The organism is Chryseobacterium ginsengisoli, from assembly GCF_039542325.1.
GTDB classification, from domain to species: Bacteria; Bacteroidota; Bacteroidia; order Flavobacteriales; family Weeksellaceae; genus Chryseobacterium; species Chryseobacterium ginsengisoli.
Window position 1 is genome coordinate 970,846 of the sequence record NZ_BAABHX010000001.1, and the last position, 17,170, is coordinate 988,015.

General features: G+C 33.6%; 12 protein-coding genes. 2 read left to right on the forward strand and 10 right to left on the reverse strand.

The window, feature by feature from the left end:
• Positions 1-56: 56 nt before the first annotated feature.
• The 3 genes from ABD940_RS04615 to ABD940_RS04625 all read right to left on the reverse strand — a co-directional run bounded on the left by ABD940_RS04615 (position 57) and on the right by ABD940_RS04625 (position 5,399).
• The gene (locus ABD940_RS04615) at positions 57-2,918 is read right to left on the reverse strand and encodes a M16 family metallopeptidase (protein ID WP_345200608.1); all 2,862 of its coding nucleotides are present in this window, start codon (positions 2,916-2,918) and stop codon (positions 57-59) included.
• Between the two features lie 345 nt (positions 2,919-3,263).
• A complete protein-coding gene (locus ABD940_RS04620) occupies positions 3,264-3,950 on the reverse strand; it encodes a hypothetical protein (RefSeq protein ID WP_345200609.1) in 687 nt (228 codons plus the stop codon).
• Positions 3,951-4,064: 114 nt separating this feature from the next.
• A complete protein-coding gene (locus tag ABD940_RS04625; RefSeq protein ID WP_345200611.1) occupies positions 4,065-5,399 on the reverse strand; it encodes a trigger factor in 1,335 nt (444 codons plus the stop codon).
• Positions 5,400-6,031: 632 nt separating this feature from the next.
• Here ABD940_RS04625 and ABD940_RS04630 point away from each other — a divergent pair.
• Together ABD940_RS04630 and ABD940_RS04635 are read left to right on the forward strand one after the other, a co-directional pair.
• A complete protein-coding gene (locus ABD940_RS04630) occupies positions 6,032-7,483 on the forward strand; it encodes a hypothetical protein (protein WP_345200612.1) in 1,452 nt (483 codons plus the stop codon).
• A gap of 69 nt (positions 7,484-7,552) precedes the next feature.
• Positions 7,553-8,092 carry a hypothetical protein gene (locus tag ABD940_RS04635; protein ID WP_345200613.1) on the forward strand — a complete coding sequence of 180 codons (540 nt, stop codon included), beginning with the start codon at positions 7,553-7,555 and terminating at the stop codon, positions 8,090-8,092.
• Between the two features lie 151 nt (positions 8,093-8,243).
• Here the strand turns inward: ABD940_RS04635 and ABD940_RS04640 are convergent, their stop codons facing one another.
• The 7 genes from ABD940_RS04640 to ABD940_RS04670 all read right to left on the reverse strand — a co-directional run bounded on the left by ABD940_RS04640 (position 8,244) and on the right by ABD940_RS04670 (position 17,150).
• Positions 8,244-8,840: a hypothetical protein gene (locus tag ABD940_RS04640; protein ID WP_345200615.1), complete on the reverse strand. Its 597-nt coding sequence runs from the start codon at positions 8,838-8,840 to the stop codon at positions 8,244-8,246.
• A 52-nt stretch (positions 8,841-8,892) separates the two neighbouring features.
• Positions 8,893-11,277 carry a TonB-dependent receptor gene (locus tag ABD940_RS04645; RefSeq protein ID WP_345200616.1) on the reverse strand — a complete coding sequence of 795 codons (2,385 nt, stop codon included), beginning with the start codon at positions 11,275-11,277 and terminating at the stop codon, positions 8,893-8,895.
• A 229-nt stretch (positions 11,278-11,506) separates the two neighbouring features.
• Positions 11,507-11,863: a hypothetical protein gene (locus tag ABD940_RS04650; RefSeq protein WP_345200617.1), complete on the reverse strand. Its 357-nt coding sequence runs from the start codon at positions 11,861-11,863 to the stop codon at positions 11,507-11,509.
• A 206-nt stretch (positions 11,864-12,069) separates the two neighbouring features.
• Positions 12,070-13,992 carry an ABC-F family ATP-binding cassette domain-containing protein gene (locus ABD940_RS04655; RefSeq protein ID WP_345200619.1) on the reverse strand — a complete coding sequence of 641 codons (1,923 nt, stop codon included), beginning with the start codon at positions 13,990-13,992 and terminating at the stop codon, positions 12,070-12,072.
• Positions 13,993-14,288: 296 nt separating this feature from the next.
• Positions 14,289-15,638 (reverse strand): T6SS phospholipase effector Tle1-like catalytic domain-containing protein, encoded by a 1,350-nt coding sequence (locus ABD940_RS04660; protein WP_345200620.1) that lies wholly within the window; start codon positions 15,636-15,638, stop codon positions 14,289-14,291.
• 137 nt (positions 15,639-15,775) lie between these two features.
• Positions 15,776-16,453 carry a response regulator transcription factor gene (locus tag ABD940_RS04665; RefSeq protein ID WP_345200622.1) on the reverse strand — a complete coding sequence of 226 codons (678 nt, stop codon included), beginning with the start codon at positions 16,451-16,453 and terminating at the stop codon, positions 15,776-15,778.
• Positions 16,422-17,150: a sensor histidine kinase gene (locus tag ABD940_RS04670; RefSeq protein WP_345200623.1), complete on the reverse strand. Its 729-nt coding sequence runs from the start codon at positions 17,148-17,150 to the stop codon at positions 16,422-16,424. Before ABD940_RS04670 ends, ABD940_RS04665 begins: the two co-directional genes overlap by 32 nt.
• Positions 17,151-17,170 lie beyond the last annotated feature (20 nt).

Below are 17,170 nucleotides of genomic sequence, written 5' to 3' on the forward strand. Positions count from 1 at the left end.
AAAATAAAACCGTCCCGTAAATTCTACAGGACGGTTTTTATTTAATAAAAAGTTGATTAGTTTCCTGCTCCAGCTTTTATAACAGCTGTTTCTACTTTTGCTTCATCTTTTTTGGCATTTTCCCAACCGTCTTCCGGCATCAATGTCGCTACAATTTTACTTTTTGTAAGATATTTTTTCGCAACATCCTGAAGATCTTTTACTGTCAATGCATTTACTTTATCTTTATAATTTAAGATTTCGTATTTATCACTTCCATCATATTGATTTCTCGTCAATGAGTTCATCCAATACATATTATCTTTAATTCTTGTATTGTAATCGTTCATTTCTCCCTCTTTGTATTTGTCAAGATCTTTTTGCTCAGGACCTTTATCAATTAACTTCTGAAGTTCCGCGATCGCACTTTTTGTAAGCTTTTCTGCATTTTCCGGTCCACAAGGAAAATTAATACTGAAGCTGTAAGTGCTATAAGGAACTTTAGACATTGTACCTCTTGCTCCGCCACCATAGATTCCACTTTCGTCTTCTCTTAATTTTTCAATCACTTTAATCGTAGCAACTTCACCAAGAGCCGTTAATGCTAAAGCTTCTTTTTCGTTGTAAGGAGTTTCTCCTGCGTAAGAAATCGTTACCATACTCTTAGGATCTTTCCCTTTTTTATATGTTTTGACAAAATCTCCAGTCGTTTGTCTGTAACCTGTATCTTTATAATTCGTAGATTTTCCTGTTGAAGGCAAACTTGCGATATATTGTAAAACTTCATTTTTAAATTTAGCTTCATCAATATTTCCTACAAAATAAAACTGGAAGTTTCCTGCGTTTGCAAATTTTTCCTTGTAAATATCGTACGCTTTTTTATAATCTGTATTTGCCCATTCTTTTTCCATTGGAATAATTCCTATGAATCTTGGGTTTTTCTGATTCATGAATTTTGCATGCTCATTCGAAAAATAGAATTGCGGGTTCGACAATAAATTATCCAACATTGCAGACTGCTTTGTTTTGTAAGCATTAAATGAATCCGTATTGTAATTTAATCCTGTAAAATAAGCATACATCAGCTCCAACGCAGTTCCAAGATCTTTCTGAGTCGTTCTTCCTGAAAGACCTTCATAATAAGGACCTACGGAAGGATTTACATTAACCTGTTTTCCGGCTAGATAATTCGTAAGATCAGATTTTGAATAACCGTTTACACCCGCATCAGCTAATGCCGGGAAAGCAAATTGAGTTTTATTGTAATCTGCATCGTTAATCAATGAACTTCCTCCCATACTTCTAGCTGAGAAAACAATTTCATCATCTTTAAAGTCTGTTTTTTTGAAAGTCACTTTTGCACCGTTGCCTAATGTCCAAGTTGTAGTTCCTAATTTGGCATCCGTTTCTGTTTTAGTAATTTTTCCTTCAGATTTGAATGGTTTTACTAAATTTTTAATAGTTGCTTTCTCTTCGTAAGGTTTAAGGTTTGCCATTTTCACTCCTTCAAAAGTATTCATCACCATTGCTTCCGTCGGCATCTGAACGTTATCTTTTTTAGGTCCCGTGATTACCACTACTCTGCTGTCATCCTTTACAAATTTTTTGATAATCTCATTAGTTTGAGCCAGTGTTACAGAAGGTAAAAACTTCTTAGTATCTTCATATTCCCAGGCAATTCCAGGCATCGGTTCTTGTTCAAGGAAGTTTCTTACATATTCATCCACCAACATTGCACTTTCTGTTTTGTCGCGGTTGTTGTAAGTTCTTTCCATATTTGATAAAGTCTGAGCTTTTGCTCTATCAAGTTCAGTTTGAGTAAACCCGAATTTTTTTGCTCTTTCAGTTTCTTCCAAAAGAACTTTCAAAGCATTGATCTGATTTCCTTCTTTTACCATTGCAAATCCCTGGAAACCTTCTTTACTTCTCGCGTAAGTTCCACCATGATATACAGAACCGTAAGTGAAAGGCGGATTATTTGAATTTATTAATTCTCTCAATCTGTTGTTCAGCATCGTTGAAGTAAGATCTTCAATAATACTTTGGTTGTATTGCTCAACAGTAACGTCTGGTTGATACGCCTCAGAATCTTTCATAATAAACTGAACCACAGAACTTGTCGCATCCGGATCTGTTTCAATTGCTACTAAAGTTTCTTTGTGATTAGGAAGATCAAAAGTTTTTCTTTCTCTCGGCTTTGAAGGGTTTTTATATTTACTGAAATTATCCTTAATTTTCTTTTCAACTTCATCTACATTCACATCTCCAACCACTACAATCGCCATTAAATCTGGTCTGTACCAATCTTTATGGAACTGTCTGATCACATCCGGCTTAAAATTTTCCAGAATTTCTTTTTTCCCGATCGGAAGCCTCTCTGCATACTGAGATTTGTACAATAATTTCGGAAGGTATTTGTCCGACATTCTTTTATCAGCGCCCAAACCAAGCCTTAATTCCTCCAAAACAACGCCTCTTTCTTTATTGATCTGCTCATCGGAAAGTGTCGCATTGAATGCCCAGTCTTCCATAACTTTAAGACCTGCATCAAGATTTCCAGGCTTGTCCAAAGGAACCGGAAGCATGTAAACCGTTTCGTCGAAACTTGTGTAAGCATTTAAATGTTGTCCGAATTTTACCCCGATTGACTGTAGAAAGTCGACTAATTTGTTATCAGGGAAATTTTTTGTCCCATTAAAGTTCATATGCTCCATAAAGTGAGCCAAACCTCTCTGGTTTTCATCCTCAAGAATAGATCCCGCATTGATTGCCAATCTGAAATCTACTTTCTTTTCGGGTAGCGTGTTTTTTTTGATATAGTACTTCATTCCGTTTGGAAGTGTACCCGTTTTTACAGAAGGATCCATAGGAATATTCTGCGCAAAACCATTTGCAGACATCAAGAAGATCACTGCAAGTGACGAAAACATTTTTTTCATAGTTTTTTTGATTATTAATTTTTATGGTTCAAAAATATCATTTATTCACTAAACGAGGAAATGTTTAAAATATTATTTAAAGTTAAAATTGAGTTAAATATCGTTAAATTTTAAAGTGAAAATATTTAGAAAAATTTCTTGAATAAGAAATAATTAGAAATGAGGAATATCTCAGATCAAAATAATTCTGTTTTTACCAATTCGTTTTTGTGTTATCTATAAGGACAAAAATATCATTTCCTGAAAAAATGAAATATATTTTTTTAGTTAAACTTAAGTTAAAAATATCAAATCAACAATAAAGCCGAGCATTGCCCGGCTTTATTATGTTAAATAGTGAATTTATTATTTAAAATCCGCATCAGTAACTCCTGAATTGATCGTTACTTTTGTCGTTTTAATTGTTACTTTCTGACCTCCTCCTTCAGCTTCAATTTCCTGTGGAAATTTGATTCCGTCAACAGTCATATAGCTTTTTACAGTAGCATTTCCTTCAGCTGCAGTCGATTTGTACAACAATCCTGTAGAAGCATCAAAATAATGTGTTCCTTTAGTAGAGTTTAAAACATTATAATCCTTTCCATCAATTTTTTCAACTGTCACACTTGTAAAATTTGCAGGATCATATCCTAAAGCATCCATTACTTTACCTTTTTTCAATTCTCCAACTTTATCAGCCGGAAGATCCATTTTGTTACCTCCCTGTTCGAAATATCCTTTCTCACCATCAAAAAACTGAACCATTTTCTGTCCCATAACAGATTGTTCAGACTTGAATTTGTTGCCCATTTTCTTAGTTGTCATAGCAACTTCCATTCCCTGAACAGAAAGAGTATTTTCAATAATGGTAGTTTTAACTCCTTCTATTTTATCTTTTCCTCCAAGAGCTTTCAGATAATTATCAATAACTTCTTTAGGAGTTAATTTTGATTTTACAGCTTCCGTTTTAGCGGAAACAACTGTAGTCTTTTGTGCAGCTACTGAAGTAGAAAAAAGCACAGCGCAAAAAAACGGAATGATGATCTTTTTCATATACTAAGTTTAGAGACGTAAATATATGAATATTGCCTGAATTATATATGACTGTTTTCCAATAAAAAAACCACCAAAAAATTGGTGGTTTTCAAATATTTATAATAAAATAAATTATTTTTTAAGCTCTTCTAAAAACTCGTCGTGAGAAATCGCTGTTTCTTTCTTCGTAGCTTTTTCCAAGATAACATCTTTCAACTTCGTCATAGCAACTTCAGAAGAAATTTGTCTTACCTGCTCTTGGTCTTTCAACATTTCAACAGCATACTTCTGGATCTCCTCATCACCTAAGTGGTGGATTCCGTAGATAGCTAACTGATTTCTTACCAATTGCTCAGCTTGTCCTAAAACATCAGCATAGTCTAATTGAATTTCGTTTTCACTCATCAATTTCCCTTCAATGATCTGATATTTCAACTGGTTTTTCTCAGCTTCAAGAATTTCTTTAGCCTGCTCTTCAGACTGGATATTCTGATTAGAGAACTGTAACCATTTTACAAGGAAAGTTTCAGGAAGTTTTACTTCTTCTTTTTCAGAAACCTGCTCCAATACTTTATTCACAAAGTGAACATCAGCATTCTGCTGGAAATACTCGTCTAATTCTGATTTTACTTTTTCTTTAAGCTCTTCTTCAGAAGTAATATTTCCTTCTCCGTATACTTTGTCGAATAATTCCTGATTAAGTTCAGCTAAATTAAGACCATAGAAATCTTTTACTTTTACTTCAACTTCGTTGTGGTGTAAGTGCTCAACTTCTTCTTTAGAGAATCCTAATTCTTTAGCCAATTCTTCGTCACCAGCAAGAGTTTCTTTAGAAACTTTTACAGATCCGTCCATTTTCAAAGATTTTACCAATTTGAATGCTTCTTTGTTTTCAGCATTAATGGTAACATTCTTTGGTTGGTGGTGGTGCTCTCCTTCAGCATTTTCTTCAACAACCTGAGAAATTTCTAAAGCGATATAAGAATCTTTATTGATTTTGTCTTGAGGAGCCTGCTCAGCGAAACGCTTCTGCATGTTCTCAATACTTTTGTTGATTTCTTTTTCAGAAGCTTCTACTTTGTAGTGAGGCGCTTCATATTTAGCTAAATCTATACTGAATTCCGGCTCATATCCTACTTCAAAAGCAACTTCCAACTGATCCGCATTGTAATCGAATTCGTTTACTGGCTGAGGAACCGGCTGACCAACTAATCTTAGTTTGTTGTCATTAACATATCCGTTTAAAGCATCAGAAACCTGCTTGTTGATTTCTTCAAAAGCAATACCTGCTTCATATTGTTTTTTAACCATACTCAAAGGCACTTTTCCTTTTCTGAAACCAGGAACTTGTGCATTCTTAGCATAATTAATCAATTGTTTCTCAACTTTTTCCTTATAGTCAGATTTTTCCAATGTCACTGTAAGCAATGCACTTACATCATCATGGTTTTTTGCAGTAACCTTCATTATTGATTAAAATTTTAGGTTGCAAAAATATGAAAATTTTATGAAAATCTATCAATTAAAATCAACTTAAAAAGCCAAATGTTGTTAAAAAACAAACAATGTAATTATTGTAGGTATTATATAAAGATTGCGACTGATCAAAAAAACAATATATCAACTGTTGTAAGGTTTTATCATCTAATTTTTATTCTGAAAATATGACTATAAATCGCCCTTAAAACAATTATATAATATAGTATTTTTTTGCATAAATTTTAAAAATAAATAAGAAAAATATACCACATTTATTATAAATTAATACAAAATAAACATTAAAACTTAATTTTTTATTTATTTTTGCAACCGAAAATTCATTTTTGTAATAAATTTTACCGTTTTTAAAATTTAACAATTTTAAAAATTCAAGTACAATTATTTACTGATAACTCATCTTTTATTGAAATATACTATTATGCAAAACATAAAATATTTCAAAAGATTAAAAATTCTACAATTTAAAAGAAGAAAAATTTATTTATACAAACTATTTAAAGATAGTTTAAAATATGTCCCTTAATAATTTATTAAATAATGAATGGCTTAAACGATATAGCTATTTCATAAATATATAATAAACATAATAACAGTAAACTATGAAAATCTCTCATCGAGTTACAGTGCACCTTAGTAAAAGAAATCGAGGTCTCTCTGTAATTCTATTCTTTTTTTTAGCACAAATCGGCTTTGCACAGACCAGAGTTTTTGTGAATCCCGGATTAGAATTCGGAGTTGCCACTGGAACAGTACAACAAACAGATACCAACTTCGGTTTCGACACAACTTTTGATGCTGGATTACCTGTCTCTTCCCCTTGGTATACCTCGCATCCAGCTCAGTCAACTGCCTGTACGGTTGGTGCTGTCGGAGCGTGTCACCCCGTTGAAGTTTGGGGTAATAATTTTGGAGGTGTTCCAGCTGCACAGGGCAATAATTTTGTAGAACTGAACGCTTATGTCAGTTCTATGATCTATCAAAACATATATCTGGCAAATGGCGATATTATCAGCTATGATTTCAAACACAGAGCCAGAACTCTTACCCAAGAACAAGCGGCAATGCGAATTGAAACACAAAACGAAACACTTGTAGCTACAATTCGCCAGACAACTGTACCATCCAGTTTGACAGCATGGACAAATTATCAGGGAACTTACACTTTCACAGGAACATCGGGTGTATACCGAGTAGGATTCAGAGCACTTGCTGATGGAGGCAGCCCGGGATTAGGAAACTTATTGGATGACATCAGAGTAACGCTTAATCCTCTTATTGACCTAAAATTTTCTAATTCTTTATCATCTTGCGAAGGTTCCAGCAATGGTAATTTATTTATGAGAATTAATGGAGCTGTAACTTCTGCAACTACAGTAGCTTTTGAATTAATAAATCCTAACAACGGAACAGCTTTCGCTTCAGACAGTGATATTACCGTAACGGGTGTTACAAATTCACATGGTACACCGGTAGTATCTCACGTAGCAGGAAGCAGTATTTATCTGGTAACGATACCAACCGGAAACTATGATGGTGGAGTTACACCAGGATATTCAAGTCCAAATAATGACGAAGATGGAATAGCAATAAACATTGCTTCAGTAAATGATCTGATTTACGAGCCTAACGAAACCTTTAAATTCCAAATTAAACAACAGGGAACGAATGGTTCAACAAATAATTTTGTTTCAACTTCATCCCCTATTTACGGAGATACATATTATCCTACAACGAATGACTATATCATACAAAGATGCGTATGTTACGATGACGCAAATACAGCTACTGCCGGTACAGATACGAAAGTAGGGATCTCTCTACTACAAAAATCCAGTCCGAACAGCGGAAGCTGGCCAGCAAACAGAAAATCGGGTCATCTCGCTCTAGAATCCAACAATAAAGGTTTTGTAATTTCCAGATTAACAACAGCTCAGGTAACCGCTTTAGCATCTCCTCAAGAAGGAATGATGGTTTATGACACTACTGTGAAATGTTTAAAAATCTATGATGGAACTGCATGGAGCTGTTTTAGCACTGCAACATGTCCATAATCAAGTTTAAATTGAAAAAATTTCAGTTTAATCATTATTAAAAACTTTCACATCAAAAAATTAAATCAAATGAAAAAGATAATATCCGGGATCTTTATAACAATAACAACATTATCGTACGCTCAGGTTATCATTGGAGATGCTATTGGTACAGCGTCCGTAAAAACTTCTGTTCTGTTAGATTTTGCACCCAATCAAAATAAAGGAATAATTTTACCTTATGTAAGAACATTACCTACAACTCCTACAGAAGGAACATTAATTCTTGACGCAACCGATTCCACCAAAGCACGTATAAAATACTACAATGGAGCATGGATAGACCTAAGTGGGCAAGATGCTGATATTACAACCACTTTAACAACGCAGCCCGCAACAGCACAAATACCTGAAGCATCCGGTGAGAAAATAATTATTGGATCTACAGCAAGTACAGCCACTGGTGTTTTGGTATTGGAATCTACAACCAAATCAATGGTATTGCCTATTGTTGAGGATGTACAGAATATCCCAAGTCCGTCTGCCGGAATGATGGTATACGTTAACAAAGCCGGAGCGAAACGTCTTGCAGTTTTTAATGGCAGTAAATGGTCATATTGGAAACCATAAAGAATCAATTGATACGAAATAGATTCTAAAAACATAAAATCCTAGTTCCCTAAACCTCCTTTTTGGAGGTTTTATTTTTTATACAAATAAAAAACCACCGAAAAAATTCAGTGGTTTTTGTTAACAAGATTAAAGATATTAAAATAAAATTTTAATTCGTGATTGTATAATTTGCCTGAGCGTCTGTTTCTCCTCCAACCTGAGTTCCGAAAACAACTCCGTTTCCACTTCCCTGAGAATCTTCTGTAACACTTGCAGGCTCATGATAAAGTGTAAAAATCAACTGACTTGTTGCAGCTGGATTTTTAATGGCTTTGTTTACCACCCATTCTGTTTTCAATCCTACACGTTTTCCATCACCTCTCGTAGACTTAGGACCATCTGTACGAGTCAACGAAATATCAGAATTAGGAAAATTGAAAACTAAAAAATGTTCGTCTTTTGCAGCTTCTATTTCTTCTGTAGCATCGTCGTTTCCGTTTTTAAACTCTGCAATTACCTCATAAGTTTTTCCGTCCTCCAATTTAATGGATTGAGCTCCACCAGCTCCCATACTATAATTATATGCAATTGCTGCCGCTGTACTTCCCGGTGAAATATCTCTTACTTTTAAAATAATGTTTGTAAGATCCTCTTGCGGCAAATCGTCTTCCGCAGCAGATCCGTCTCTCTGACAAGAAACCACAGTAATTGCAATGAATAAAACAGCTAATAATTTGATTATATTTTTAGTATTGAATAATTTCATTTTTTGTAAAATTTTAAGATTGTAAATTTTGTTTAAATAATTTTTGAAATCTTTAGAATCTGTATCTAAAGTTTAAAATAAAGTTTCTTCCTGCCTCATCCGCAAAGAATCTCATACGATTCAGATAATCTCTGTATGAAACATTAAAAAGATTATTCACGATAAGACCTGCAGAAAGATTTTTGCTGATATTGATCCCGGTCTGGATATTCCACAGAGAATAACCGTTTGGCGGAGTACTCAAATCAACGGTTTTTTGTACTTCGTCCCCATCTACATAAATAGGAATAGTCGCATTATAAACCGGGAATCTGTTCTGTTTTAAGAACGTCTGATTTTCTAACGTAAAATAAAATTGATTCCAGTTTTGTTTAGTAAACTGCAAAGCATTTGAGAAATTCGAAGGCATCATCAAAATTAAAGGAACGTTATGCGTATCGTCCTGTCCGTAAACATAACTTCCTTTTCCGACATATGTAAGATTATCCGTAAGTTTAAAATTAACATCCAGATCTATCCCATACATTTTCACATCGATCTGTTGATAAGACCAAACCGGAAATACACCTCTGATTGTATTTTGAACGCCCGTCGGAACTTCATTGATGAAATTTTTAGTGATAAAAAAGTAAGGATTTACGGAAATATTCAATCCTTCTAAAACATTGAATTTCGAATCAATTGTTAAATTAAATTGATGTCCCTGTTCATTTTTCAATCCCATATCTCCAATTTCGATCACTGATGCAGAATGATGCAGTCCATCTGAAAATAATTCAGCAATGTTTGGAGTTCTTCCCACTTTTGCATAATTAAATTTCAAATCAAAACTTGAACTTGGATGATATTCCAATCCTGCATTGAATGAGAAATTTTCATAATTCAACTGAGGACGTGTCAAAATTCTGTTCTGATCGGTTTTCACATAAAACTGCGGATAAGAATCTGCATATCGGCTTTCCCAATCGCTCTTGTCATACCATTTCGTTACGTCATAACGGGTAAAATCATACCTTGCTCCAGCTTCTATATTGAAGTCATGCGAAATTTTATATTTAAAAATCGAATAAATTCCGGCAGCATATTTATCATAATTCGGGATCAAACGTCTCGCTTTAGTTGCCGGATCTGAATAATTGTTCTGAAAACTTGCATCAATTCCTGTTTCCAGAGAAAACTTTCCTCTTTCCAGCAAATCATTAAGATTAAACTGATGTGTCATTAATTCCAGATCGAGAGAAGGCGTATCTTTCAATTCACCTCTTCTGATGTCATATTCCTGTCTGTGATTAAACTGATAACTGTATGTTGCGGAGACTTTCCCTATATTTTCAAATCTTTTGAAGGCAGAAACTTTGGCAATATGATGCTCAATTACCTGTCTCGGATTATCAATGTCATAACTGAAATTTCCTGTATAAACTGGAATATTCGAAGTTATTGCATTATAAAAATCTTCATTATTTCCAACATGAGAACCTCTGTAAATTCCGATATTTTGATTGGTCAAATAATAGTCAAATGAAATTCCTTTTTCATAAGAATTATTCTGAATGGTAAAATTAAATGAAGAAAAATCCATCCCTGTATTCATCAAATTATAATCGGGAGCATGCTGATCTCCTAATTTTTTGATGCTTCCTCCTGTTTTTACAGCCCAGCCATTTTTCCAGACTTTAGCAATATCCGCATCTATTCCAAGACCTTTTCCGTTGGAAATCCCTGAAAGATTTACAGAACCTTTTATGGTATCTTTTTTAGGGAAAATCTCAGGCTCCATCACGACTACTCCACCGATTGCATCACTTCCGTATTTCAACGCAGAAGCCCCTTTGATTACATCGATATGTTGAAAATTATTGATATCAACATTCGGTGCATGCTCCACTCCCCATTCCTGTTCGGCAAGTTTTACTCCATTATTTAAAATAGCGATGCGGCTTCCGTAAAGACCGTGAATAATAGGTTTTGAAATATTATTTCCTGTCTTTAGCGCAGAAACTCCTGAAATCTTAGTCAATAAATTCCCCAAATTATCGGTAGAATTTCTATCAATTTCAGATTTGTCAAGCGTTTTAACAACCAGAGAACCATTGCTTTTGTGGCTTCCATGAATCGTTACCGTTTCGATATCCTGAAAATGATGCTCAAGAGTAATCGTTAAATGCGTATCCTGTGTAACTCCTACATTTTCAGTATAATCATTACAATCAGGATGTTTAGCAATGAGTATATATTTTCCCGCAGGAATTTTGTCAAAAGAAAACTTACCTTTTTTGTCTGTTTTTGTAGTGAAGTCACCAATTTTCACAACTGCATTTTCCAGCATTGTTCTGTCATGAAAATCCTGTACAGTTCCTTCTACAGTGTAAGTCTGTTGTGCGTTTGTAAATGCAAATCCAGAAAGGATCAGCATTAAGCTATATATCAATTTCATTGTTAAATAGATTGATTGCGTACTTTTTTATATAGTACATTTTTTCGAAAAAAGTTTGTTGATTGGATTTTTGGAAATGTAATTATTCAATTGATGTTAGTCAATTATTAATCAATACATTAATCTTAATATTTTTAATAATTAATTATCCTTAATGGTTCAAATTTGCATTAAGAAATATCTAAATTTTAAAAATTTAAGTAAAAAAAATCCGAAAAAAATCTATGAATTATGAAATTGTGGGCGGTCCCCGAAGCTGAAAAGTGAATTTTGTCTGTGACCAGATTTTTTCCTGAACAGTGATAATCTGTTTTACTTCATGAGTATAACTTTCAAAAGAAAAACTGAATTCTTCAGGAACTAAAGTATGTCCTGTAGCCAAGAAATGACAAGCCAAACAGTCGCCGGCTTTTTCTTTTGCTACATTTTTTGTAATGGTATTTTCTGATTTTTTAAAGCTGAAATTTTGAAAAACATCTTCAGAACTGTGATTGTGAAAATTTTGAGAAAACATCGCAAGAAAATATATCCCAAACAATAATTTGGAAATAAAATTCTTCAGATTTCTGCTTTCTTTAAAAATCATTCGTCAAAATTATGAAAATAAATTAAAAATTTACATTAAAGTTTTATTAAAATACTTTGAGTAATATGTAGAAGCAATTAATATTTTGTTACAATGCTTGTTTTAGATGCTTCGAGAACCTCAACATGACATCGCGAATACTAACTGTTTATTAACAGCAAATTTGTAGCGTTGTCATGCTGAGGCTCTCGAAGCATTATTTTAAATTAACCCAGTTGAGAACCCAAATGTTCCCATTCCTGTAAAGCCAGTTCCAACTCTTCTTTAGTTTTATTATACTTTTCTAAAGTTTCTTCAGAAGGGTTTTCTTTTGTGAAAGAAGCTTCCATCTCTTCAACTTTAGTTTCAAGTTCGGAAATTTTTTCTTCTACTTTTTTCAGTTTATTTTGAATATTTTTATGCTCTTTACTTACAATTGTTGTTTGATTCGCAACAGGTTTTTCTTCAACTTTCTTTACCTCAACTTTTGGATCCTCACTGTGAAGTTTTGCCTTTTCGGCAGAAATTTCTCTGATGCTTTCTTTCTGCCTGAATTCAAGATATTCATTAATATCTCCTAAGAATTCTTTCATTTTACCATCACGGAATTCATAAATCTTATCACAAAGCCCTTGCAAAAATTCTCTGTCGTGAGAAATTACAATTAAAGTACCTTCAAATTTCTGTAAAGCAAGCTTGATAATCTCTTTAGACTGAATATCCAAGTGATTGGTAGGCTCATCCATAATCAAAGTATTGAATGGACGTAAAAGCAATTTACAAAGCGCCAAACGGTTTCTTTCACCTCCGGAAAGTACCTTTGTTTTTTTATTTACAGCCTCACCCTGGAAAAGGAAAGATCCTAATAAATCTCTTACTCTCGGTCTGGTTTCTTCAGTTGCAGAATCTTCTGCTTCTTCCTGAACGGTTTTATTAGGCGTTAAAACTTCTTCCTGATTTTGAGCGAAATATCCAATGTTTACATTATGTCCAAGATTCCATGAACCTGAATAATCCTGAATATCTCCAGCCAAAATTTTAGCCAAAGTCGTTTTTCCCTGTCCGTTTTGACCAAGAAGCGCAATTCTGTCTCCTCTCTGAACGATGAAATCTACATCATCAAAAATTTGTTTTTCACCGTAAGATTTACCCAGATTTTCAGCTTCGAAAATTACTTTCCCCGGAACCTGTGACTGTACGAAACGGATATTGAATTTTGAAACGTCTTCATTATCAACTTCGATACGTTCAATTTTATCTAATTTCTTAATAAGTGACTGCGCAAAAGATGCTTTCGTAGCACTTGCACGGAACTTATTAATGTTATCTTCCATTTGCTTGATCTCCGCATCCTGATTCTTTTTAGCCTGAATCAGTTTTTCACGACGATCTTCACGCATCACCAAATATTTGGAATAATTGGCTTTATAATCATCCACTTTTCTGTTGTTCACATCAAAAGTTCTGTTACAAACCGCCGTCATAAACTGCTTATCGTGACTTACTAAAACAATTCCTCCGGGATAATCTTTCAAAAAGTTTTCAAGCCAAATAATGGATTCCATATCAAGGTGATTGGTAGGCTCATCGAGAAGCATCAAATCGTTCTTCTGAAGAAGCAATTTTGCCAACTCGATTCTCATTCTCCAACCTCCGGAAAATTCGTCGGTAATTTTTTGAAAATCATCCGCTTTAAAACCAAGACCAAACAATACTTTTTCGATATCACCTTCCAAGTTGTAAGCATCATGATGCATCAAAAGGTCATTCAGATCGGTCATTCTGTTGATCAGATCTGTGTAAGAATCACTTTCGTAATCGGTTCTTACTGTCATTTGATGATTCACTTCCTCCAATTCTTCTTTCCATGCATTGATCTGTTCAAAAGCCTGCATTGTTTCGTTCCAAACGGTTCTTCCTTTCACAAAATCAAGATCCTGCTTCAAAAAACCAATAGTAATATTTCCTTCAGGAACCACATTTCCTTCGTAGAAAGTGATCTCTCCGGAAAGCATTTTCAATAAAGTGGATTTCCCCGCTCCATTTTTACCAACCAAACCAATTTTATCATCCTTTTTTATCGTAAAATTTACGTTTTGAAACAAATAGTTTCCCGAATGATGTAATCCTAAACCTTGAACCGAAAGCATGTGTTAAATGAATTAAAAGTGAATAATGAATTTTCGCGTGCAAAAATACGCAAAATAAAGGAATTTAATGTTAAGAAAAAGAGCCACTTAAAAAAGTGACTCAAATAGGGAAAAACTTATATGTGCTTTCATTTGATAATGGTTCAAAATTCGGAAAAATATAATTGAAAAACTACAGTATAAATTACCAAAAATGTTATTCCGTATTTTTACCTAACTGAAAATCAATTATTAAAAATAAAAAAGAGCTGTCTAACCAGGACAGCTCTACACCTAAATTTAAAACTGAAAAAGTACTAACATTTATTATAAAAATTCTCTTTAATTAATATTGTACGGTTCCAATTGTCGTTATTCGGAATATTTGTTCCGTATGCGTAATCCACGATAGAATCTTCTATGTGATGTATTTCTGATTGTAATTTGGATTGATTTTTACTGAACTGATCATCAGAATTGCTCGGTACGTTCAATCCATTGTTAATAAACTCCGTATTTACTCCAAACTTTGAATTTTGAAGTAAAGCCGGATGATATAACCCAAAATTTGCTGAAATGTGAGTATAATCTACCAGTTTTTCGTAATTATATCTTGGTTTTAACCCTGATGAAAGATCTTTAATATAATTTTCCAGCGCATTCGACAGTTCAACTAAATAGGAATGTTTTTGTGCGTTAATTTCAAAGTTAGATTCATCAAAATTTGTATTAAAAATCGTCTCATCTGTATTTGTTTCTATCAACATTAATTTTCCATAAACTTTTGACAATTCATTATAAACTAAATCTCTCGCAATATAAGCCTGTGAAAAAATTTCACCCTGGTCCAGTTTATAATTCTGTAAAAGATTATCCCAAATTTTATTTCCTTCTGCATCAAGTGCTGTTCCTTTAATATTTTCTACATAATAATACAGTTCACTGTTTCTCATAAAATTCGGAGATATGTAAACCGACTGAGAGCCTTCCAAATATCCTCCACCAACATCAGCATGAGCTCCGGGAACGAAAATTTCTTTCCACACCGAGTTGTCTGTTTCGTATTTTGAGTCTTCTTTTTCTTTTGATTCTTCAAAAAAACCTGTTAACGGAAAAAAATATCTGCATTCATTCACTGCACAAATATGTAAAGCTCTTTCTGTTTCGGGGAAAACTGTTACATTATAATTATTGAAAGCTGCAGATTCCACGGTATCAAAAACTCCGAGAAATTTTACTTTAATATGATTTCTCGAAAATTGTGAATCCGGTTTTAATAATTCATAGCAAAAATTTCTCGCCAACATAGAGCCACGACTGAATCCATAGACATAAAAATGATATTCTCGGGATTCATCGAGCATTTTATTTTTAGCAAAAGAAAAAGCCTTTTCTAATTTATCATCAGAAGAGTATCCTTGATATCCTGCAGGATTCTGACAGGTTGCCATTGCAAAGTCGCTGTCTTCAGATCCTGTAACGGTTCCGATTCCTTCTATATAATTTTTTTCATCACCATTAAAAAGGTTAAACAATTTATAGATATTGGTAATATTTCCGTAATAGCTTTCGTTATTTTTCGGCGGTTTTTCGGGGGAAGTTGCGTTCTGCCCGTTGTTTCCGGTTCCGTCGAAGAAAATTCCGACAGAGATGATATTGTTTTTCATTACACTTTGTGGTTTTATCTTGATCTTCATTATTAATAATGAAGTACTTGTTTTATGAACTCCTCAAAGTAACGATGAAAAAAAACGGGATTATAGAGTAGAAAGTACCAAATAAAAAATTCCGTATTTCTACGGAATCAAATTCTTTCTAAAGGATAAATATTGTTGATAATTGCATAAATTACAATCCCAACTGTGTTTTTGGCGCCAATTTTTTCGACAATTCTCTGTCTGTGGCTTTCGACAGTTCTTGGACTGATGAATAATTTTTCTGCAATTTCATTGTTGGTGCATTCCTGACAGATCAATTTCACCACGTCTTTCTCACGATCGGAAAGTTCATCGTCCATTTCAAAAAGTGTTCTTTTTTTAGTAGGACTGTTCATGTAGGAAAAAATCATCTGATGATCTTCTGGCGTAAAGAAAATTCCATTTTTATAAACCATTGTAATTGCTTCTATAAAAGCATTCCTGTTGGAATTTTTAGGCAAAAAAGCGGAAACTCCCAACTTTACCATATAACCTAAAATAGTAGTTTTATAATGTGAAGAAAGGATGATAATTTTAAGATCGGGATATTTTTCTTTTAAGATTTCAACTAATTCAAAACCGTTCATAGGCTGCATTTGCACATCTACTAAAGCGATATCGGGAAATTCTTCTGCAGAAATATTTTCTAATGTTTCTAAAAAATCGGGTCCTGTGCTCGACGTAGAAACTACCGAAATATTTTGCTCGGAGGACAATAACATTTTTACTCCTTCAAGGATCAGCTGTTCGTCATCAATTAATGCTATTTTGATTTGAGAATTCATTGTTGTATGGAATTTTAATAATTAAACGGCTGCCTTCATTCAAAACATTTTTCCATTTGTGCGCCGCATTCATAGATTTTATTCTGGATTCGATATTTTTGATACCCATCCCCTTTTTCACTTCATCATATTCAAAACTTTGTCCGTTGTCTGAAATGACAACCGCAAGGTTTGTATTGTTATCTTTAATATAAATCCAGACTCTTGATGCTTCCGAATGTTTGAGAACATTGGTCGTAAATTCCTGAATAATTCTGTATAATTGAACTTCTATGAAGATTTCTTTTTTCTGAAATTTCGGGCTTACATTCATAGAAATATTGATTCTTCCCGATAAATTGGCGATCAGTTCCTCGATATATAAAACCAAACCTACAGATTCAAGATTCACAGGATATAATGAATGCGAGATACTTCTTGCAGAATCTATCAGAGAAGACATTTGTGTGGTAATGTTTTTCTTTATAAGCTCATCTCCTTTTGTATCCATATTATTTAACCATAATGAAAGAATATTCAGACGATTTCCAATATCATCGTGAATCATTACTGCAATTCTTTTCCTTTCTGATTCCTGAGCTTTGATATTTTCTAAGACCAACTTTTTCTGATGCTGAACTTCCGCTTCATGCTGTGCGTTTTTTTCTTTAATTATTCTTTGAATAAAACTTCTGTACGCCAACAAAACGAAAGACATGATGATCACCAAAACAGCAA